The sequence below is a fragment of the Burkholderia sp. BCC0419 genome, assembly GCF_902830285.1.
Classification (GTDB): domain Bacteria; phylum Pseudomonadota; class Gammaproteobacteria; order Burkholderiales; family Burkholderiaceae; genus Burkholderia.
On sequence record NZ_CADESR010000001.1, the window covers coordinates 2,681,068 to 2,700,266 of the forward strand.

Here is a 19,199-nt window from a genome sequence, read left to right on the forward strand (position 1 = left end):
TTTTCTTTGGCTGGAACGCGCATCGCTGCGCGCTCCGGACACCATCGACCGAAGTCGATTACATGTCCATGCCCATGCCGCCCATGCCACCCGGCATGCCGCCCGGCATCGGTGCATCTTCCTTCGGCAGTTCTGCGACAGCTGCGTCCGTCGTCAGCAGCAGGCCTGCAACCGAAGCTGCGTTCTGCAGTGCGGTGCGCGTGACCTTGGTCGGGTCGACGACGCCGGCTTCAACCATGTCGACGTACTCGCCCGTTGCTGCGTTGTAGCCGTAGTTGCCCTTGCCTGCAGCAACCGCCGCCACCACGACGCTGGCTTCTTCGCCGCCGTTCGTGACGATCTGGCGCAGCGGCTCTTCCATTGCGCGCAGCACGATCTTGATGCCGGCGTTCTGGTCGGCGTTGATGCCGGTCAGGCCTGCGATCGCGGTGCGAGCGCGGATCAGCGCAACGCCGCCGCCTGCCACGATGCCTTCTTCCACAGCTGCGCGCGTGGCGTGCAGTGCGTCTTCGACACGTGCCTTCTTTTCCTTCATTTCGACTTCGGTCGCAGCACCGACCTTGATCACTGCCACGCCGCCGGCCAGCTTGGCCACGCGCTCTTGCAGCTTTTCACGGTCGTAGTCCGACGTCGCTTCTTCGATTTGCGCGCGCACTTGCTTCACGCGTGCTTCGATGTTCACGGCTTCGCCAGCGCCGTCGATGATCGTCGTGTTTTCCTTGCCCACTTCGATGCGCTTCGCCTGGCCCAGTTCTGCCAGCGTTGCCTTCTCGAGCGTCAGGCCGGTTTCTTCCGCGACGACTTGACCGCCGGTCAGGATCGCGATGTCTTCCAGCATCGCCTTGCGGCGATCGCCGAAGCCCGGTGCCTTGACCGCAACGGTCTTCAGGATGCCGCGGATGTTGTTGACGACCAGCGTCGCGAGCGCTTCGCCTTCGACGTCTTCAGCGATGATCAGCAGCGGACGGCCAGCCTTCGCGACTTGCTCGAGCACCGGCAGCAGATCACGGATGTTCGACACCTTCTTGTCGTGCAGCAGCACGAACGGGTTGTCGAGGACGGCGACTTGCTTGTCCGGGTTGTTGATGAAGTACGGCGACAGGTAGCCGCGGTCGAACTGCATGCCTTCGACGACGTCGAGTTCGTCGGCCAGCGACTTGCCGTCTTCGACGGTGATCACGCCTTCCTTGCCGACCTTGTCCATCGCTTCAGCGATGCGATCGCCGATCGACGAATCGCTGTTCGCCGAGATCGAGCCGACCTGTGCGATTTCCTTGTTGGTCGTGCACGGCTTGCTGATCTTCTTCAGCTCTTCGACAGCCGCTGCGACTGCCTTGTCGATGCCGCGCTTCAGGTCCATCGGGTTCATGCCCGATGCGACGTACTTCATGCCTTCGCGAACGATCGATTGCGCGAGGACGGTTGCCGTCGTCGTGCCGTCGCCTGCGTTGTCGCTGGTCTTGGAAGCGACTTCCTTGACCATTTGCGCGCCCATGTTCTGGAGCTTGTCCTTCAGCTCGATTTCCTTCGCGACCGACACACCGTCCTTGGTGACCGTCGGGCCGCCGAAGCTGCGCTCGAGCACGACGTTGCGGCCCTTCGGACCCAGCGTGACCTTGACTGCGTTGGCGAGAATGTTCACGCCTTCGACCATCTTCGAACGGGCGGAATCGCCGAATACGACGTCTTTAGCTGCCATCTTTAACTCCTTGAATTCTTGGGAATATGTACCGTCGGAGGACGCTTACTTGGCGTTGACCACGGCCATGATGTCTTCTTCGCGCATGACCAGCAGTTCCTGGCCGTCGACCTTCACGGTCTGGCCTGCGTACTTGCCGAACAGGACGCGATCGCCGACCTTCACGTCGAGTGCGATCAGTGCGCCCTTGTCGTCGCGCTTGCCCGGGCCGACCGCGAGGATCTCGCCTTGATCCGGCTTTTCAGCAGCAGCTTCGGGGATCACGATGCCCGAGGCGGTCTTGGTTTCCTGATCCAGGCGCTTGACGATCACGCGATCGTGCAAAGGACGAAGGTTCATATTCACTCCTCTCTTGACTGAGATTGAAGAACGCTTAGGGAATCTGCCCGGCGGATCGCCCGGCAGAGAATTGTTAGCACTCTCGTGCAGCGAGTGCTAATTATATGGACGGGTTTTGACAAATTCAAGAAGGGAAAGCGGAGGAATTTTCGGGGCGGCAATGCGGCGGGAAAAACACATGAAAACAACAAAAAACCCTTTGAAAACAATACACTGAAGCCAAAAACCGTCCCGACGGGCGGCCCTGTGCGGCCCGCCAATCCTATCCAGCCCCGTTTGGACACCGGGTAAGCCCGGAGTTCCTGAGACCGGCGACATCACATCGAAAAAACCGCGCGGGCGCCGATTTCATCCGCCGCGACGCGTTCGTTCGCCGGCGTTGCCGGGCCCGATCCGCACGCTCCTCACGCATCGGCGCAGTCCGCGCCCGACAACGGCCGGAAGGTCCGGCCGTCCGTCTCGACGGCCGCGCCCAGCCGCCGCGCGAGTCCCTTCGCACCTTCGCGCATCACGACGTCGTGATTCCATCGGAACAGCGGCCGCGCGAGCGGCTCCAGCCAGTTCATCCAGCCGCGCGTGCGGATGTGCCAGTCGTAGCGCACGACGGTGCGCGCGCCGTCGGCGGCGAACGACCAGCACCCGTCACCTTCGATCGCGCCGCTCGCCCGGCCTTCGAGCGCATGCGGCCGCTCGACGCGCCGCACGCGCATGTCGAAGGTCAGCCGGTACGGCAGCGCGCCCTTCCAGGTATATCGGTGCAGCGCGCCGACGCCGCGCGCGTCGCCATGCTCGAGCTCGACGGTGCGCACGGCGCCCTTCCACCAGTCGGGCCAGCGGTCGACCTGGTAGATCGCATCCCACACCGCCGCGAGCGGCGCATCCACCTGCCAGGTCGTCGAAAACCGGTACTCCGCCATGCAGCCTCCGGCATGCGCGTTCAGGAACGCGGGTCGGCGCGCCGTCAGGGCGCGAAGAAGCGCTCGGGAAACGCGACGTCGATCTCCACGTCGTCGAGCGTCACGGTTTCGAGCGGCACGTCGTCGTCGCCGGCGTAGCTGACGACCTTCAGCGGAAAACCGTCCGCGGCGTCGAGCCACAGCCGGTAGCGATGCACGCCGTCGACCGCGTGCGCGGGCGCGCCCGTGACCAGCACGCGCAGCGTGGTCCGGCCGCCGACGGCCTCCTCGCCTTCGGTCACCGTCGCGCCGCCCTGCTGCAGCGCATGAACGTTGCGCAGCAGTTCGCCGACGTCCGAGCGGTCGACCCGGTGGCCGGCGCGGTCGCGCACGAGCGGATTGGACGGCGACAGCGTCAGCGCGGGCGGCGCATGCGTGCCGAACGGGCGCAGCCGCACCTTGCCGTCGCCGGGATCGTACGCGAGCACCGCGCCGCGATGCGGCGACACGAAATCCATCCGGACGAAGCCGGGTTTCAGGTATGCGTAGCGGATTTCGGTGTGCTCGCCGTCGCGCGCCGACGACCGGATCGTCGCGCGGTACGAGCGGACGTGGTCGAAATGCGCCTGCGCGACGGTCACGGGATCGGCTGTCATGCTCGCTCCTATCAGGCTCGCGGCCAGCAACGCGGCGATCACGGCGCCGCCTCGACATCGAGCACGCCTTCCATCCCGCGCTCGCGATGGCTCCTGAAAAACAGCAGCCGGTGCGTGCAATAGTAGGCGAATCGCCCCGGCTGCATCGGCGTGAAACGAAACGTCCTCGGCGTCGTGGCGAGCTCGGTGCGTACCGTGATGCCGGCCTGCGGCGCGTCGATTTCGAAACTGTGCGGCACCACGCCGGCCTCGGCCGACACGGTCAGCTCGACCGGCGCGTGCGCGCGGACGATCACGTGGTTCGGCCGGAAGAAATAGCTGCCGCCGACGATCGCCACGCGCTGCACACCGTCCGCGTCGACCGGCACGCGCACGGGCGGGTCGCCGTCCGCTCGCGCAAGCATCGTGCCCGTGAGGAACGCCGCCAGTACGAGCCCCTTCATCATCGCCGTCTTCATCGCCTGCTCCTTGCGAGCGCCGCGCGTCATCCCTTCCACGCGTCGGTCGGGCCGCCCAGCGCACCGCATGCATCGATCGCGAGCTCGCGCAGACGCCCTTCGTCGCCACGGCCGGACAACGCATAACCCATGCCGCGATCCGACCAGAAATACGTGTAGCGGCCATCGGCCGACATCGCCTGCGGCGCGAGGCGCCGCGTATCGTATGCGGTCATGTAAAGCGTCACGCGCGCGCCGTCCGCGCGCTGGTACATGAGCTGCGCGGCCGGCCCCGCGTCGCCGGGCAGCAACCGGCCGCCCAGCAGCGCGTAACCGTATTCGTCGAGCGACGGTGCGCGCACCGGCCGGCCGACGCGCGCCGACAGCCACGCGGCGAGATGCTCGGGATCGTTCGCACCGACTTCCACCGGATGCTCGCGGTCGGCGGCGTACACCGCGTATGCGACATCGGCGCGCGCGGCGAACGCCGGTTCGCGGCCGAACGCCGCCCAGCCCGCATGCAGCGCGACACCGATCAGCAGCCCGGCCGCGAGCCCCGCGAACGCATGCGCGACGGCCCGCCAGCGCGGCGCGCGGCGCTGCACGAACAACGCGGGCGCGGCCCCCGGCAACGGAAACAGCGCCTTCAGCGCATCGCGCTGCGCGCGGTAATGCGCGAATCGTTCGGCTTCCTGCGGATCGGACTGCAGGCGCTCGAGCATCTCGCGGCGCTCGCGCCCGGACAGTTCGCCATCCAGCAACGCGGACAGCAGCTGCGCCGACGCATCGTCGTCTTGCTGGTTCGAAGGCTTGCGCGGATCGTCCATCATGGCTTCCCGATCACCCGTAACGTGGCCGTGCCGTGCGCCGACGGCGCGTCCGACAGCAAGGCACGCATCTGCGCGCGCGCCCGCGCGAGTCGCGACATCACCGTGCCCACCGGCACGCCGAGCACCTGCGCGGCATCGCGATAGCTCAACTCCTCGAGCGCGACCAGCAGCAGCACCTCGCGCTGCTCGACCGGCAGCCGGTACAGCGCGCGCTGCACGTCCCGCAACTCCAGCCCACCGACCTCGCCGGCCGGCGCGGCCATCGTCTGCCACGGCGCCGTCGCGTCGTCGACCGCGATCTCGTGCCGCGCGCGCAACTGGTCGATGAAGCGGTGCCGCAACAGCGTCAGCAGCCACGCGCGCAGGTTGCCGCCGTCGCGCGGCGGCCGGTTCAGCGCACGCTCGAGCGTGTCCTGCACGAGATCGTCGGCCCACGCGCGCTCGCCCGTCAGCGCACGCGCATAGCGCGTGAGATGCGGAAGCCACACCAGCAGGTCCGATTCATAGCTCATCGGGGTGCCTCGCGCGTCGCCGCGCGATCACGGCCGCGCGACGTGCCACATGCCGCCGATGCCGTCGCCGCCCGCGTCGCCGGCCTTGTGGTCCATCTTCCAGCGATACAGCGGGCGGCCGCGGTACGCCCATTGCTTTTTGCCGTCGTCGCGGGCGACGAGGCTCAGCGCACCCGACGCCTTGTCGTACGCGTCGGCGAGCGCGGGCGACCAGTTGGCTGCGCACGCGCTGTCGCACATGCTCTTGCCCGGCGCATCGCGATCGAATACGTACAGCGTCATGTGCGCTTCGTCGACCAGTTTTCCGTCGCCGACCTGCGGCGGTTCCGCGGCCGCCGGCCGCACGAGCGCCGCCGTCAGCGCGGCGGCGAACAGCATCCGTTTCATTCCCGTTCTCCTTGGCGTCGTGTCGCGACACGGTGCCGCCGCACGGGACGATCGGCTGCGTCGCGATCATTATCCCGCCGGCCGGCTGTGCCGGAACTCGGTATGTAAACGGACGGCGACGGCCGGTTATTCCATGCAATGCCACGCCGCGCCGAGCGGCGGCGATCATTCCTGCGACGAAGGAAAGCGGGGAGCCCGCAATGACAACGCGGCATGACATCGCTGTCATGCCGCGTTGCGCGACCCGGGTTGCACGACCCGTATTGCGCGACCGTCCGCACGACGGCCGATGCGGCGCCGTCGTGCGGTTTCGGCCGGTTACCTCGGCAGTGCGCCGGTCAGCGACTGGAGCAGCGTCGTCACCGGTGCGAGCGGGTTGTTCGGCGAACTGTTGCCTGAATGGGGCGTCACCGACAGGCTCGGCGCGGAGCCGAGCGTCGTGCCCACCGACGTGCCGACCGCATTGACGACCGTCGCCGTCGAGTTGGCACCCGTCGTCAGCAGCGAACCGACCGCGCCGGCCGCGTTCGCGCCCGAGCCGAGCAGGCTGCCGCCTGCCGCTGCCGTCGAACCGGCCGCACCCGACAGCGCGCCGGCCGCCTGGCCGAGCGCCGCCGGACCGGACGCGAGGGCGCCTGTCACCGAACCGAGCGCACCGGTCAGTGCGCCGGCCGGGTTGCCGCCACCCGTCAGGCCGTTCACGAGGTTCGTGATCGGCGCGATCGGGCTGTTGCCGGCGGCGCCGGACAGCGTGCCGATCACCTGGCTCACGACGCCTTGCACCGGCGCCAGCGGGTTGGCGCCGCCAAGGTTGCCGAGCGCACCCGTCACCGAGTTCAGCGCGCCCGTCAGTGCCCCGGCCGGATTGCCGCTGCCGAGCGTACCGACGACCTGGTTCACGACGCCCTGCACCGGCGCCAACGGATTCGTGCCGCCCAGTGCGCCGAGCGCGCCCGCCACCGAGCCGACCGCGTTGCCGAGGGCGCCCGTGGCCGTCCCGACCGCGTTGCTCAGCGTGCCGGCCGGGTTGCTGCCGCCGAGCGTGCCGACGACCTGGTTCACGACGCCTTGCACCGGCCCCAGCGGGTTCGTCCCGCCGAGGTTGCCGAGCGCGCCCGTCACCGAGCCGAGGGCGCCGGTCAGCGCGCCGGCCGGATTGCCGCCCGGCAGCGCGTTCTGCAGACCGTTGACGAGGTTCGTGATCGGCGTGATCGGGCTGCCGCCGCCTGCACCCGACAGCGTGCCGACGACCTGGTTCACGACGCCCTGCACCGGCGCCAGCGGGTTCGCGCCGCTGAGCGCGCCCGTCACCGAGTTCAGCGCGTTCGTCAGCGCACCGGCGGGATCGCCGTTGCCGAGCGTGCCGGCGAGCTGCGTGACGGCGCCTTGCACCGGCGCGAGCGGGCTCCCTGCACCGCCGACGTTGCCGAGCGTGCCGGTGATCGTGTTGACCGCGTTGCTCAGTGCGCCGGCCGGGTTGCCGCTGCCGAGCGTGCCCGTGACCTGGTTCACGACGTTCTGGATCGGAGTGATCGGGTTCGCGCCGCCGCCGAGGTTGCCCAGGGCGCCGGTTACCGTGCCGAGCGCGCCGGTCAGTGCGCCTGCGGGGTTGCCGCCGCCAACGCCGCCCAAGGCGCCCGTCACCGTGCCGAGTGCGCCGGTCAATGCGCCTGCCGGATTGCCGCCGCCAACGCCGCCCAAGGCGCCCGTCACCGTGCCGAGTGCGCCGGTTAATGCGCCTGCCGGGTTACCGCCACCAATGCCGCCCAGGGCGCCCGTCACCGTGCCGAGCGCGCCGGTCAATGCGCCTGCCGAATTGCCGCCACCAAGCGCACCAGTAACACCGTTCACCACGCCCTGCACCGGCGCGAGCGGGTTCGAGCCGCTGCCAAGGTTGCCCAGTGCGCCCGTGACCGTGCCAACGACACCGGTCAATGCACCGGCCGGATCGCCGCCGCCGATCGTGCCCGTGAGCCCATTCACGACACCCTGAACCGGTGCGAGCGGATTCGAACCACCGCCGAGATTGCCCAGTGCGCCGGTGACCGTGCCCATTGCGCCAGTCAGCGCACCCGCCGGGTTACCGCCACCGAGCGCACCCGTTACCTGATTAACCACACCTTGCACCGGCGTCAGCGGGTTCGAACCACCACCGATACCGCCCAGTGCGCCCGTTGCCGTGCCGAGCGCGCTGCTCAGCGTGCCGGTTGCCGTGTTCAATGCCCCCGTCAGTGCACCAGCCGGATTGCCGCCGCTCAAGGCGCCCGTTACCTGGTTCACCACACCCTGCACCGGCGCCAGCGGATTCGCGCCGCCGCCGATACCGCCCAGTGCCCTCGTTGCCGTGCCAACCGCATGACTCAGCGTCCCCGTCGCCGTATTCAACGCACCGGTCAGCGCGCCTGCGGGGTTGCCGCCACCGAGCGCCCCCGTCACCTGATTCACCACGCCCTGCAACGGCGCGAGCGGCTGCACCGTGCCGCCGCCACCGCCGAGTGCGCCCGTCACCGCCCCCACGGCGCCCGACAGCACTTGCCCCGGCTCGCCGAGCGACGTCTGGATCGACCCCGCCCCGCCCGCCGTCACGGTGATCGAGCCCAGCGGCGACGTGCCCGTCGCGACCAGCCCCACCGACACGCTGTTCGTCGGCGGATTGACGATCACTTGCGGGATCGGCAGCGAATCGAGGGCCGCCGCCATCGCGGAACCCGAAGCCAGCACCCCGAACACCGTCGCGACCGACAGCGCCACACCCGTCAATTTAAAATTCTGTCCCATCGTTATTTTCCCCATCTCGGTTGGCACTACGTTGACAAAGCATGGGGACGGATTGCACGAAGCGTGCCAATTCCAAAAGCCGGATTGATTCGTCCGCCTATTGACGGGCAATAACGCTTTTTTAATCGATTTCAGGCGAAATTCGCGGATTAGGGAGCCCGAATCGTCTGACGAAAAGGGTGATCGGAACGCGGGTGTAACGTAACGTTTGCGAGCCCCGCGGTAACGTGTTCCGGTACATTCCGCGTAACGCCGGAACGCATGGCCGGCGATAAGGCCTATGCCGTCAAAACCGCTGCCCATTACGCATTTCAGCAATATGAAAATGCATTGATAAATCGCGACTTTTCTGATTTTCTTTTATCGCGCGATTTTCTTTCTTATCGATTACGCAGATCATTTCCGATTGCGTGGATTTCGATAACCCGGACAGCGGAATGAAAAACTGTGAAAAACACGCATGGCCACCGGCGCGTGCCGGCGGCCGAAACCGCATCTGTGCGCCGCAGGTTCAACCGAAGCGTGCGGGCCGGTACGGACGGGGATCGATATAGGTCGGCGCGCCCGTCATCATTTCGGCGAGCAGGCGGCCGGTCGCGGGCCCAAGCGTGAGCCCGTGATGGCAGTGGCCGAACGCGAACCACAAATGGCGATGGCGCGGCGCGGGCCCGATCACCGGACGCATGTCGGGCGTGCATGGCCGCATCCCGAGCCAGGGTTGCGGATCGAGCCGCTCGCCGAGGCCGAACGCGTCGCGCGCCAGCGGTTCGGCGCGCTCGAGTTGCACGCCGGTCGGCGGCGCGTCGCGCGGCGCGATCTCGACACCGGTCGTGAGCCGCAGGCGCCCGCCCTCCATCGGCGCGACGACGAAGCCTGCCTCGGTATCGCACACGGGCAGGTTCAGCGGCGTGCGCGTCGGCCGGTAATGCATGTGATAGCCGCGCTTTGCGCGCAGCGGAATCCGGTAGCCGAGCGGTGCGAACACATGATCGGACCACGGCCCGAGCGCGACCACGGCCGAGCGTGCCGAGATCGGCCCGTGCTCGGACCCGACCTGCCAGCCGTCATCCACCTGCACGAGCGTCGTCGCGTCGCCGCGCACGAACGTGCCGCCGTCGCGCTCGAACAGCCGCGCATAGGCCTTGGTCAGCCCGCCCGGGCTCGACACGGTCTTCGGGTCCTGCCAGTGGAAGGCGCCGCAGAATGCGTCGCCGATACCGGGCTCTCGCGCGCGTAGCGCAGGCGCGTCGAGCACGGTCATCCGCAGCCCGTGCGCGTCGGCCACGCACTGCTGCGCGCGCGCTTCCGCGTCGAACAGCGCAGGCGAACGAAACGCCTCGATCCATCCGCCGTCGTGCACGAGCGGCTGCGCGTCGGTGCGCGCGAGCAGCGCATCGTGCTCGACGACGCTCGCCGCGACGAGCGGCAGCAGGTCGCGCGCGGCGGCCGCGAGCCGCTGCGGCGACGATTCGCGCCAGAAGCGCGCGAGCCAGCCCGCATACTCGGGCAGCGCCTTGTAGTCCCAATAGAGATCGACCGAACGATTGCGCGCGTAGCGTAGCAGCGTGCCGAGCCGGCGCGGAAACGCATACGGCACGACCGACGAGCGCTCGATCAGCCCCGCATTGCCGTGGCTGGTTTCCTCGCCCGGCGCGCGCCGGTCGACGAGCGCGACGCGCAACCCGCGATCCTGTAGATGCAGCGCCGACGACACGCCGACGATGCCGGCCCCCAGAACGATGACGTCGAAATCCATGGCTCCCCGCACTGTGTCGAGATGGGATACGCCGTGCGCCAGCCCCGCGGCCGGCACGCGGCGGCGCTTACTTCGCGATGATGTCGCGCTTGAAGTACTTCCGCGACAGCGCGCTCAGCGTGCCGTCCTGCTTCAGCGCGTCGAGCGCGCCGACGATCTTCGCCTGCAGCGCCTTGTCGTTCTTGCGCGTCCCGAAGCCGGTGCCTTCGCCGAGCGTCGCCGGATCCTTCAGCGGCTCGCCGACGATCCGGTAGTCGCGGCCGGCCGGCTTGTCGAGGAACCCGTCCTGCGCGGTCTGCGCTTCCTGCACGGCCGCGTCGAGACGCCCCGCGACGAGATCGGCGTAGATCTGGTCCTGATCCGGGTACGACACGACGGCCACGCCCGCACTGGCCCAGTGCGCCTTCAGGAAATCCTCCTGCGACGAGCCCTGCAGCACGCCGACGTGCTTGCCGCGCAGGCTCGCGACGTCGGGCTTCAGCGGCGAGCCGTGCTTCGCGACCATCACGATCGGCACCACGTAGATCGCCGGCGTGAAGTCGATGGTCTGCTTGCGCTTAGCGGTGATGTTCATCGCCGAGTTGATCGCGTCGAACTTGCGCGCCTGCAGCGCCGGGATCAGCCCGTCGAACGCATTCTCGACCCACACGCACTTCATGTTCAGCTTCGCGCACACCGCGTTGCCGATGTCGACGTCGAAACCCTGCAACTGACCGGCCGGCGTCTTGCTCTCGAACGGCGGATAGGCGGCTTCGATCCCGAAGCGCAACGTGGTCTGTTCCGCATGGGCCGTGACGGCCGCGCACGCGAGCGCCGCGGCGGCGCAGAGGGAAAGTTTCCAGTTCATGACGGTCCTTCTGTTCTGGATTGAGGCGATGAAGATCGGTCGCACGACGCCCTCGACCGGGCGCCGGGTCGGCATTCGATGCAGGCGGCCGCCGCATGGCGGCGTGGCGGGTCCTGCATGCGAAATATAGACTTAAAGTCCACTATAGACTATAGGGGTTACGAGGAGATCGCTTCGTTGCTCGACGTCGAAATTTCGTCACCCGCTCAAAAACACCGTTGATTCCAAGGCATTTTTTATGAATCCACCAACGACACGACGTCTCGAAAAGAAAAATTCTCCCGATTCCGTTTGTCTATATTAGACTTTTAGTCCATAACCAACCCGCCGGACACCGTCTTTCGAGACTTTCTGTCCAGCCCGCACCGGAGATGTCCCGATGACGCAAACCGTCCCCGCCCTGCCGCTGACCGTCGACGAAGCCGCGGTGCGCGCGGCGCTGCCGTCGCTCGACGTGCTCGGCACGCTGCGCCGCATGTTCGCGTCGCTCGCCGCGGCGCGCGCGGTGCAGCCGCCGCAGACGCTCACGCTGTTTCCCGACCAGGCCGGCGACTTCATCACGTATCTCGGCGCGCTCGCCGACGAGCAGGTGTTCGGCGCGAAGCTGTCGCCGTATGTCGTGACAGGCGGCAAACCCGTCGTCACCGCGTGGACCGCATTGATGTCGATGCAAACCGGCCAGCCGCTGATGTGGTGCGACGCGGGGCTGCTGACCATCGAACGCACGGCCGGCACGATGGCGCTCGCGGTCGACTGCCTCGCGCCGCGCGACGCGCGCCATCTGGCGATCGTCGGCGCGGGCGCGGTCGGCCTCGCGCACCTGCGGCACACGGCGGCGCTGCGCGACTGGGACACGATCCGCGTGTATTCGCCCACGCTGGCCGGCGACGCAACGCAGCAGGCGGCCCTCGCCGGGCTCGACCCACGCGCACGCGCGGCGGCGAGCGTCGAAGCCTGCGTGCGCGACGCGGACGTGGTGATGCTGTGCACGTCGTCGGGCACGCCCGTGCTCGGCGACGGGATGCTCACGCGCCCCGCGCTCGTCACGTCGATCAGCACGAACGTCGCGCGCGCACACGAAATCCCGCCCGCGTGGCTGCCGGACATGGACGTCTACTGCGACTACCGGCACACGACGCCCGCGAGCGCCGGCGAGATGCAGATCGCGACGGCCGAGCACGGCTGGGATGCCGGCCGGATCGTCGGCGACCTGCCCGCGCTCGTCGCCGGCACCTGCGCGGCGCCGTCGCGCACGCGTCACGCGTTGTTCCGCTCGATCGGCCTCGGGCTCGAGGACATCGCGATAGCGCACGCGCTGTACACGCATCTGACGCGCGCATGAGCGGCACGCGCACGCGGGGCCGATACAATGGCGCAACCGCCGCGGCGGCCGCGCGCGGGCGCACGGGCATGCCGGCCCACGGTGCGCCGGCTCGCCGGCCCGACACGCTGCCCGGCTCCCGCCCACCCGAGATCGCGACTCCGATGCGCAAGAAGAAATCTCCCGTCAAAGACCTGCTGCTCACCCGCTATGCGCCGATCGCCGACGGTATCGCCGCGCTGTTCTTCCCGTACGCGGAAGTCGTGATCCACGACCTGCACGACCAGACCGTGCTGTATCTCGCGAACAACCTGTCGAAGCGCGAGGTCGGCGACGATTCCGCGCTCGAGGAAATCGATCATTCCGCGCGCGAACGCGTGATCGGCCCGTACGAGAAGCTGAACTGGGACGGCCGGCGGATGCGCTGCGTCAGCAACGTGTTGTTCGACGACGAAGGCCGGCCGGCCGGGATGATGTGCATCAACTTCAACATCGCGGTGTTCGACGAGGTGCGCGCGACGCTCGACCTGTTCATCAAGGGCGCGGGCATCGTCGCGCAGCCCGACGAGCTGTTCCGCGACGACTGGCAGGAGCGCATCAACACGTTCCTGCACGGCTGGCTGCGCGAGCGGCAGGTCGGGCTGAACGGGCTCACGCGCGAGCACCGGCGCGAGCTCGTCGAGGCGCTGTACGCGGAAGGCGCGTTCCGCGGCAAGAGCGCGGCGAACTACGTCGCGAACGTGCTCGGGATGGGACGCGCGACGGTCTACAAGCACCTCAAGCACCTGAAGGAAACGCAGGGCGACGCGTGAGCGCGGCGCGGCGGGCGCAATCACGGTAGCCCGGTCATCGGTACCGGGCCGCCGGTTCCGCGCCCATGCTTCGCGACACGCGGCCCCTTCCGCACGGTTCCGCGGACGACGAAGCGTCGAAACATAAAGTGATATAGTCTCGGTTACACTTTTTTTGCCGCCCGGACCGCCCATGACGACCGCTCCCGCCCCGACTGCCCGCCCGACCCTGACCGTCGAAATCTGGTCCGACCTGATCTGCCCGTGGTGCTGGATCGGCAAGCGCCGCTTCGACGAGGCGCTGGCCGCGTTCGCGCACGCCGACCGCGTCGACGTCGCGCTGCGCGCGTACCGGCTGATGCCCGGCCAGCCCGTCGAGCCGGTCGAGGCGATGCTGGCTGGCAAATACCGGATGGCGCCCGCGCAGGTCGACCAGATGCTGCGCCAGGTGACCGATGCGGCCGCGAGCGTCGGGCTGCGCTACGACCTGCCGGGCACGCTCGTCGGCGACACGCTCGACGGCCACCGGCTCGTGAAGCTCGCGCAGGCGTCGGGCCTCGCGCACGCGCTGACCGAGCGGCTTTATCGCGCCTATTTCTGCGAGCACGGCTCGCTGTTCGATCATGCCGAACTGACCGAATTCGCGGTCGAAGCCGGGCTCGAGCGCTCGGCCGTCGAAGCGGTGCTGCGCAGCGACGCGTATCGCGACGAAGTCGAGGCCGACATCGCGCGCGCCGCGCAGATCGGCGGGCGCGGCGTGCCGCTGTTCGTGTTCGGCGGCCGCTACGCGGTGTCGGGCGCGCAGCCGGCCGACGCGTTCGCGCAGGCGCTCGACCAGGCGTGGCGCGACGGCATCGTCGAACTCGGCGGCAGCGACGCGGCCGCCTGCGGTCCCGACGGCTGCGAACTGCCGGCACGCTCGTAGCTCATCCGCTGCACGCGCGCCGGGGCCGCGCGCGCCACTACGCGACGCTCCTGCCACAAACCGGCAGGAAGCCCGCGCTGCTGACGTCTACAATGCATCCTTTCAAATAACTATCAGAAGGCTGCAGGCCCATGACCCACGGGATTCACGGCGAGAAGCGCTGGTACGCGCTGATCGTGCTCTGCCTCGGCGTGCTGATGATCGTGCTCGACAGCACGATCGTGAACGTTGCGCTGCCGTCGATCAGCACCGACCTCCACTTCACCGAAACGGCCCTCGTGTGGGTCGTCAACGCGTACCTGCTGACGTTCGGCGGCTGCCTGCTGCTCGGCGGCCGACTCGGCGACCTGTACGGCCAGCGGCGCATGTTCCTCGCGGGCCTCGTCGTGTTCACCGTCGCGTCGCTCGCCTGCGGCCTCGCGCAATCGCAGGCGATGCTGATCGCCGCGCGCGCGGTGCAGGGGCTCGGCGGCGCGGTCGTGTCGGCCGTCTCGCTGTCGCTGATCATGAATCTCTTCACCGAGCCCGGCGAACGCGCACGCGCGATGGGCGTCTACGGCTTCGTGTGCGCGGGCGGCGGCAGCATCGGCGTGCTGCTCGGCGGGCTGCTGACGAGCTCGCTGTCGTGGCACTGGATCTTCCTCGTCAACCTGCCGATCGGCGTCGCGGTCTACGCGATGTGCGTCGCGCTGCTGCCGCGCATGCGTGCGCCGGCCGGCACGGCCCGGCTCGACGTCGCCGGCGCGATCACGGTGACGGCATCGCTGATGCTGGCCGTCTACGGGATCGTCGGCGGCAACGAGGCCGGCTGGCTGTCGATGCAGACCGTCGCGCTGATCGGCGCGGCCGCCGTGCTGCTCGCGCTGTTCATCGCGATCGAATCGCGCGCCGCGCATCCGCTGATGCCGCTCACGCTGTTCGCCGCGCGCAACGTTGCGCTCGCGAACGCGATCGCCGTGCTGTGGGCGGCCGCGATGTTCGCGTGGTTCTTCCTGTCCGCGCTGTACATGCAGCGCGTGCTCGGCTACGGGCCGCTGCAGGTCGGCCTCGCGTTCCTGCCGGCGAACCTGATCATGGCCGCGTTCTCGCTCGGGCTGTCGGCGCGGATCGTGATGCGCTTCGGGATTCGCGGCCCGATCACAGCCGGCCTGCTGATCGCGGCGTGCGGCCTCGCGCTGTTCTCGCGCGCGCCGGTCGACGGCGGTTTCGTGTGGCACGTGCTGCCCGGCATGACGCTGCTCGGCATCGGCGCGGGCGTCGCGTTCAATCCGGTGCTGCTCGCCGCGATGAGCGACGTCGACCCGGCCGATTCCGGGCTCGCGTCGGGCATCGTCAACACGGCGTTCATGATGGGGGGCGCGCTCGGGCTCGCGGTCCTCGCGAGTCTCGCGGGCGCCCGCACCGACGCGCTCGCGGCGGCGCAGGCCGCACCGCTCGACGCGCTGAACGGCGGCTACCACGCGGCATTCGCGTTCGGCGCGGTGTTTGCCGCCGTGGCCGCGCTGATCGGTTTCGCGCTGCGCATCCGGCCGCCACGCGCGGTCGAAGGCGCCGGGCCCGCGATGCACTGACCGGCGACCAGCGAGCCTGGAACCGGCATCGGATCGGGGCGCGCATTGTCGCGCCCCTTTTTTATGTGCGCCGGCCGCGCGGCGTACGCGCCCGATTCGTCGTCGCTTTCAGGCCGATCACCATTGTCGGCCGCGCCCCTGCTCGAACGTCCGTTTCACGTCCCGCCGACCGTCGCCGTGCGCCCCTTCCCGGCCGATTTTTAACGCAGTCGTACATTGACGCGTCACTTTTGCGACAATGGCGGACTTTGATGCGCGCGCCCCGGCCGCGCGCCGCCGCCGACCGCCGCATAACCGCCTGCTTCCGATGTCGCTTCCCCATATCGATCTGCTGTACTCCCTGTCCGGCCTGTTCGTCGGCATTCTCGTCGGCCTGACGGGCGTCGGCGGCGGTTCGTTGATGACGCCGATTCTCGTGCTGCTGTTCGGCGTCCACCCCGCGACGGCGGTCGGCACCGACCTGCTGTACGCGGCCGCGACCAAGGCCACCGGCACGCTCGTCCACGGCCTGAAAGGCTCGATCGACTGGCGTATCACGCTCCGGCTCGCGGCGGGCAGCGTGCCGGCCGCGGCGCTCACGCTGTGGTGGCTGCACACGCACGGGATGAACACGCCCGGCACCGCGCGGATGATCCAGCTCGTGCTCGGCATTGCGCTGCTGCTCACGTCGCTCGCGCTGATCTTCCGCCCTCAATTGACCGCATTCGCCGCGCGCAACCCGCTCGCGCCGAGCCCCGCGCGCACGCTGTGGTCGACCGTGCTGACGGGCGCCGTGCTCGGTGTGCTCGTGTCGATGACGTCGGTCGGCGCCGGCGCGATCGGCGTGACCGTGCTCCTGCTGCTGTATCCGCTGCTCGCGACGGCCCGCATCGTCGGTTCCGACATCGCGCATGCGGTGCCGCTCACGCTGGTCGCCGGCATGGGCCACTGGCTGCTGGGCTCCGTCGACTGGTCGATGCTGCTGTCGCTGCTGCTCGGTTCGCTGCCCGGCATCGTGATCGGCAGCCTGCTGTCGGCGCGCGCGCCCGAGCGGCTGCTGCGCAACCTGCTCGCGTCGACCCTGGTCGCGGTCGGCGTGCGGCTCGTGCTGGCGTAAGCGGCGCCTCGCTTCCAGCGACAAACGCCGCCGTCGGCGCACGCATCCGCTCATCCTCAATAGAGGGCCTTTCATCCCCCTTTTAGGGATTAAGGGTGCCGTCGCCCGTGACTTCCGGGGCGACGCCCCTCGAACACAAAAACCGATGCCCCGGGAGTCCATGACTCACGGGGCATCTTGACGAACGACAGCGACGCCATCGGCGCACACGACCCAAAGCACCGGCCCGCATCGCGCGAGTGCACTTTTTCGTCGCGTCGCGTCGGGCGGCGCCCGCCGCCCGCAATGCCTACTGCCCCTGCTGCTGCAGTTTCTGCTGCTTCATCTGCTGCGTGCGCGCCTGCAGCTTCAGCACGCGCTGCAACGCGGTGCGGTTCGCGAGGATGCCGTCGTAGAAGTTGGCGAGATCGCCCTTCAGCGCGGTCCGCGACGCGTCGTTCAGGTAGATCATGTGGCCCGACGGGTAGTTCTTGATCGTCAGGTTCTGCGCCTTGAGCGTCGGATCGAGCGGCATCTGCGCGAGCGTCAGCTCCGTCTGGTGGAACGGCGTGACGGCGTCGAAATAGCCGTTCGCCGACAGCACCTTCAGGTCCGGGTTCACGCTCATCGTCGACGCCAGGTCGCCGGCCGTGTACAGCGTATTGCCACCGCCCTTGTTCGCGCCGGTCGGGTCCGTGTGGCTGAAGTCCCAGTTGTTGAAGACCTGGTCGTTCAGGTCCACGAACGACGACGTCGACGTGTACTTGAGGTCGGTGTTGATGTAGCTGTTCCACAGCACCGTGTACGCGCCGCCGACGTTCGTGATCGACGGATCGTTGCTGCCCGAGTTCGGCAGGATGTACGGCGCGATGCCCTTGCCCGTGAAGTTCGCGCGACCGTCGTACTGGCCGATCTGCGTGCCCGGCACGAGCGTCAGGAAGAACGTGTACGGCGGGTTGTCGTTCGACGACGGCACGTTGCCGAGCGCGGCCGGGTTGCCGAACGTCTGGATCAGCGACGTCGGATCCGTGCCGATGTACGCACCCATCTGCTGCGCGGTCTGCAGCTTCAGGTTCAGCCGTACGTTCACGAAGCCGCCGTCCTGCGGGTTCGGCTTCTGCGCGAGCGGCGCGAGCGTGTTGTCCGCGTAGTTGCGAGCCTGGACCATGTACGCGTCGAGATCGGTCGGCGTCGGGTTGAGCGTCGTCTTCTTCCAGTAGAACGCGTCGGCCGCGAGCGTCGGGAACGTGCCCGGCGCGGACAGCGCGTTCGCGTAGTCGAGGATCGACGACTGCAGCGTGATCCCGTTCAGGTCGATGCCGTCCTCGTGCAGCACCCACGACACGACCGCGCTGCGCGCGGTGCCGTACGACTCGCCGTACAGGAACTTCGGCGAATTCCAGCGCGAGTACTTGGTCAGGTAGCGCTGGATGAAGCGGTCGATCGAGCGCGCATCCTGGTCGGTGCCCCAGAAGTCCTTGTTCTTCGCCGGCGCGATCGCCGTCGAATAACCGGTGCCGACCGGGTTGATGAATACGAGATCGGTGCGGTCGAGCAGGCTGTCCGGGTTGTCGAGCAGCTTGTACGGCGCGGGCGGCGTGAAGTTCGGGAACGACGACTGCAGGCGCTTCGGCCCGTACGAGCCGAGCAGCAGGTAGACCGACGACGAGCCGGGGCCGCCGTTGTAGAAGAACGTGACCGGGCGCGGCTTCGACGGATCCGGATTGTCCTGCGTGTACGCGACGTAGAACATCTTCGCGTTCGGCGCCGACGTGACCGGGTCGATCGTCGTCAGGTGGCCCGTGGTGGCCGTGTACTTGATCGTCTTGCCGCCGATCGTGACCTGGCGGTGCACGACCGCGGCGCCTTCCGTCGAATCCGTGACCGCGTCGTTCGGCCCGGTGCCGTACACGTCGGTGTCGACGTACGGCTGGTCGGCCGCGGCGGCGGCCGTTGTGTCGGTGGCGGCCGACGTGCTGCCGCTGGACGTCGCGGCCGCGGTGGCGGCCGACGCGCTCGGGCTCGGCCCATCGTCGCCGCCGCACCCCGTGACGAGCAGCGCCGCGGCCGCTGCGGCGGCGAGCGGTACGCTCAAGGTCGTTCCGAATAGCGCGAAACCGTCTTTCAAGGACTTCCGTGTCGTCATTATTGCCTCTCGAACAGAACGATAAATACCGCCGGCGCAAAGGATCATTTGCGCCGGCGCTCCGCACCGGGAATGCATTCGTTATGCGATGCACTCCGAGTTTTTTACCGGATCGGCGAATACCGATCGGCACGATTTACCCCACCCATGTTTTTTGCAACCGCACAATGGAATCAATTCCATTGCCAACGACAACTCAATGATTCGCCGCAATACGGATTCATTCCGCGAAT

The 19,199-nt window shown here is 68.2% G+C and carries 17 protein-coding genes; 5 read left to right on the forward strand and 12 right to left on the reverse strand.

Annotation, left to right across the window (positions count from 1 at the left end; all coding sequences use genetic code 11):
* Positions 1 to 58: 58 nt before the first annotated feature.
* From groL to HWW87_RS12140, 11 genes are all read right to left on the reverse strand, one after another.
* Positions 59 to 1,699, reverse strand: coding sequence for a chaperonin GroEL (gene groL / locus HWW87_RS12090; protein WP_175820420.1), 1,641 nt, complete (start codon positions 1,697 to 1,699; stop codon positions 59 to 61).
* Positions 1,700 to 1,744: 45 nt separating this feature from the next.
* Positions 1,745 to 2,038, reverse strand: coding sequence for a co-chaperone GroES (gene groES / locus HWW87_RS12095; RefSeq protein ID WP_069746035.1), 294 nt, complete (start codon positions 2,036 to 2,038; stop codon positions 1,745 to 1,747).
* Between the two features lie 404 nt (positions 2,039 to 2,442).
* On the reverse strand, positions 2,443 to 2,955 hold the full coding sequence (locus tag HWW87_RS12100) for an SRPBCC family protein (protein ID WP_175820421.1): 513 nt from the start codon (positions 2,953 to 2,955) through the stop codon (positions 2,443 to 2,445).
* A gap of 44 nt (positions 2,956 to 2,999) precedes the next feature.
* Complete coding sequence (locus tag HWW87_RS12105) at positions 3,000 to 3,632, reverse strand: DUF1571 domain-containing protein (protein ID WP_175820422.1); 633 nt, start codon at positions 3,630 to 3,632, stop codon at positions 3,000 to 3,002.
* A complete protein-coding gene (locus HWW87_RS12110) occupies positions 3,629 to 4,048 on the reverse strand; it encodes a quinol oxidase (protein ID WP_175820423.1) in 420 nt (139 codons plus the stop codon). Before HWW87_RS12110 ends, HWW87_RS12105 begins: the two co-directional genes overlap by 4 nt.
* 26 nt (positions 4,049 to 4,074) lie before the next feature.
* Positions 4,075 to 4,857: an anti-sigma factor gene (locus HWW87_RS12115; protein WP_175820424.1), complete on the reverse strand. Its 783-nt coding sequence runs from the start codon at positions 4,855 to 4,857 to the stop codon at positions 4,075 to 4,077.
* Positions 4,854 to 5,369 (reverse strand): sigma-70 family RNA polymerase sigma factor, encoded by a 516-nt coding sequence (locus HWW87_RS12120; RefSeq protein ID WP_175820425.1) that lies wholly within the window; start codon positions 5,367 to 5,369, stop codon positions 4,854 to 4,856. Before HWW87_RS12120 ends, HWW87_RS12115 begins: the two co-directional genes overlap by 4 nt.
* A gap of 27 nt (positions 5,370 to 5,396) precedes the next feature.
* Positions 5,397 to 5,756: a hypothetical protein gene (locus HWW87_RS12125; RefSeq protein ID WP_175820426.1), complete on the reverse strand. Its 360-nt coding sequence runs from the start codon at positions 5,754 to 5,756 to the stop codon at positions 5,397 to 5,399.
* 318 nt (positions 5,757 to 6,074) lie between these two features.
* Entirely contained in the window at positions 6,075 to 8,534 is a 2,460-nt protein-coding gene (locus HWW87_RS12130) for a hypothetical protein (RefSeq protein ID WP_175820427.1), read from the reverse strand.
* A gap of 511 nt (positions 8,535 to 9,045) precedes the next feature.
* Positions 9,046 to 10,290: an FAD-dependent oxidoreductase gene (locus HWW87_RS12135; protein WP_175820428.1), complete on the reverse strand. Its 1,245-nt coding sequence runs from the start codon at positions 10,288 to 10,290 to the stop codon at positions 9,046 to 9,048.
* A 67-nt stretch (positions 10,291 to 10,357) separates the two neighbouring features.
* Positions 10,358 to 11,137, reverse strand: a complete 780-nt coding sequence (locus HWW87_RS12140) for an ABC transporter substrate-binding protein (RefSeq protein WP_175820429.1) — start codon at positions 11,135 to 11,137, stop codon at positions 10,358 to 10,360.
* Between the two features lie 379 nt (positions 11,138 to 11,516).
* Between HWW87_RS12140 and HWW87_RS12145 the strand changes: the two genes are divergently transcribed.
* The 5 genes from HWW87_RS12145 (at position 11,517) to HWW87_RS12165 (ending at position 16,841) form a co-directional block, all read left to right on the forward strand.
* Positions 11,517 to 12,479: an ornithine cyclodeaminase family protein gene (locus HWW87_RS12145; protein WP_175820430.1), complete on the forward strand. Its 963-nt coding sequence runs from the start codon at positions 11,517 to 11,519 to the stop codon at positions 12,477 to 12,479.
* Positions 12,476 to 13,270, forward strand: coding sequence for a PAS domain-containing protein (locus HWW87_RS12150; RefSeq protein WP_175820431.1), 795 nt, complete (start codon positions 12,476 to 12,478; stop codon positions 13,268 to 13,270). The genes HWW87_RS12145 and HWW87_RS12150 overlap by 4 nt, the downstream gene beginning before the upstream one ends.
* A gap of 172 nt (positions 13,271 to 13,442) precedes the next feature.
* Positions 13,443 to 14,174, forward strand: coding sequence for a DsbA family oxidoreductase (locus HWW87_RS12155; protein WP_175820432.1), 732 nt, complete (start codon positions 13,443 to 13,445; stop codon positions 14,172 to 14,174).
* Between the two features lie 131 nt (positions 14,175 to 14,305).
* On the forward strand, positions 14,306 to 15,745 hold the full coding sequence (locus HWW87_RS12160; RefSeq protein ID WP_175820433.1) for a DHA2 family efflux MFS transporter permease subunit: 1,440 nt from the start codon (positions 14,306 to 14,308) through the stop codon (positions 15,743 to 15,745).
* Positions 15,746 to 16,052: 307 nt separating this feature from the next.
* Positions 16,053 to 16,841 (forward strand): sulfite exporter TauE/SafE family protein, encoded by a 789-nt coding sequence (locus HWW87_RS12165; RefSeq protein WP_175820434.1) that lies wholly within the window; start codon positions 16,053 to 16,055, stop codon positions 16,839 to 16,841.
* A gap of 289 nt (positions 16,842 to 17,130) precedes the next feature.
* Here HWW87_RS12165 and HWW87_RS12170 read toward each other — a convergent pair whose 3' ends face one another.
* A complete protein-coding gene (locus HWW87_RS12170; protein ID WP_175820435.1) occupies positions 17,131 to 18,966 on the reverse strand; it encodes a peptidase S1 in 1,836 nt (611 codons plus the stop codon).
* Positions 18,967 to 19,199: the final 233 nt, after the last annotated feature.

Bases quoted from the DNA above. Each gene is read 5' to 3' on its own strand.
- HWW87_RS12115 (WP_175820424.1), bottom strand. From the start codon at position 4,857: ATGATGGACGATCCGCGCAAGCCTTCGAACCAGCAAGACGACGATGCG.
- HWW87_RS12160 (WP_175820433.1), top strand. From the start codon at position 14,306: ATGACCCACGGGATTCACGGCGAGAAGCGCTGGTACGCGCTGATCGTG.
- HWW87_RS12155 (WP_175820432.1), top strand. From the start codon at position 13,443: ATGACGACCGCTCCCGCCCCGACTGCCCGCCCGACCCTGACCGTCGAA.
- HWW87_RS12170 (WP_175820435.1), bottom strand. From the start codon at position 18,966: ATGACGACACGGAAGTCCTTGAAAGACGGTTTCGCGCTATTCGGAACG.
- HWW87_RS12150 (WP_175820431.1), top strand. From the start codon at position 12,476: ATGAGCGGCACGCGCACGCGGGGCCGATACAATGGCGCAACCGCCGCG.
- HWW87_RS12100 (WP_175820421.1), bottom strand. From the start codon at position 2,955: ATGGCGGAGTACCGGTTTTCGACGACCTGGCAGGTGGATGCGCCGCTC.
- groL (WP_175820420.1), bottom strand. From the start codon at position 1,699: ATGGCAGCTAAAGACGTCGTATTCGGCGATTCCGCCCGTTCGAAGATG.
- HWW87_RS12110 (WP_175820423.1), bottom strand. From the start codon at position 4,048: ATGAAGACGGCGATGATGAAGGGGCTCGTACTGGCGGCGTTCCTCACG.
- HWW87_RS12165 (WP_175820434.1), top strand. From the start codon at position 16,053: ATGTCGCTTCCCCATATCGATCTGCTGTACTCCCTGTCCGGCCTGTTC.
- HWW87_RS12145 (WP_175820430.1), top strand. From the start codon at position 11,517: ATGACGCAAACCGTCCCCGCCCTGCCGCTGACCGTCGACGAAGCCGCG.
- HWW87_RS12130 (WP_175820427.1), bottom strand. From the start codon at position 8,534: ATGGGACAGAATTTTAAATTGACGGGTGTGGCGCTGTCGGTCGCGACG.
- HWW87_RS12135 (WP_175820428.1), bottom strand. From the start codon at position 10,290: ATGGATTTCGACGTCATCGTTCTGGGGGCCGGCATCGTCGGCGTGTCG.
- groES (WP_069746035.1), bottom strand. From the start codon at position 2,038: ATGAACCTTCGTCCTTTGCACGATCGCGTGATCGTCAAGCGCCTGGAT.
- HWW87_RS12125 (WP_175820426.1), bottom strand. From the start codon at position 5,756: ATGAAACGGATGCTGTTCGCCGCCGCGCTGACGGCGGCGCTCGTGCGG.
- HWW87_RS12140 (WP_175820429.1), bottom strand. From the start codon at position 11,137: ATGAACTGGAAACTTTCCCTCTGCGCCGCCGCGGCGCTCGCGTGCGCG.
- HWW87_RS12120 (WP_175820425.1), bottom strand. From the start codon at position 5,369: ATGAGCTATGAATCGGACCTGCTGGTGTGGCTTCCGCATCTCACGCGC.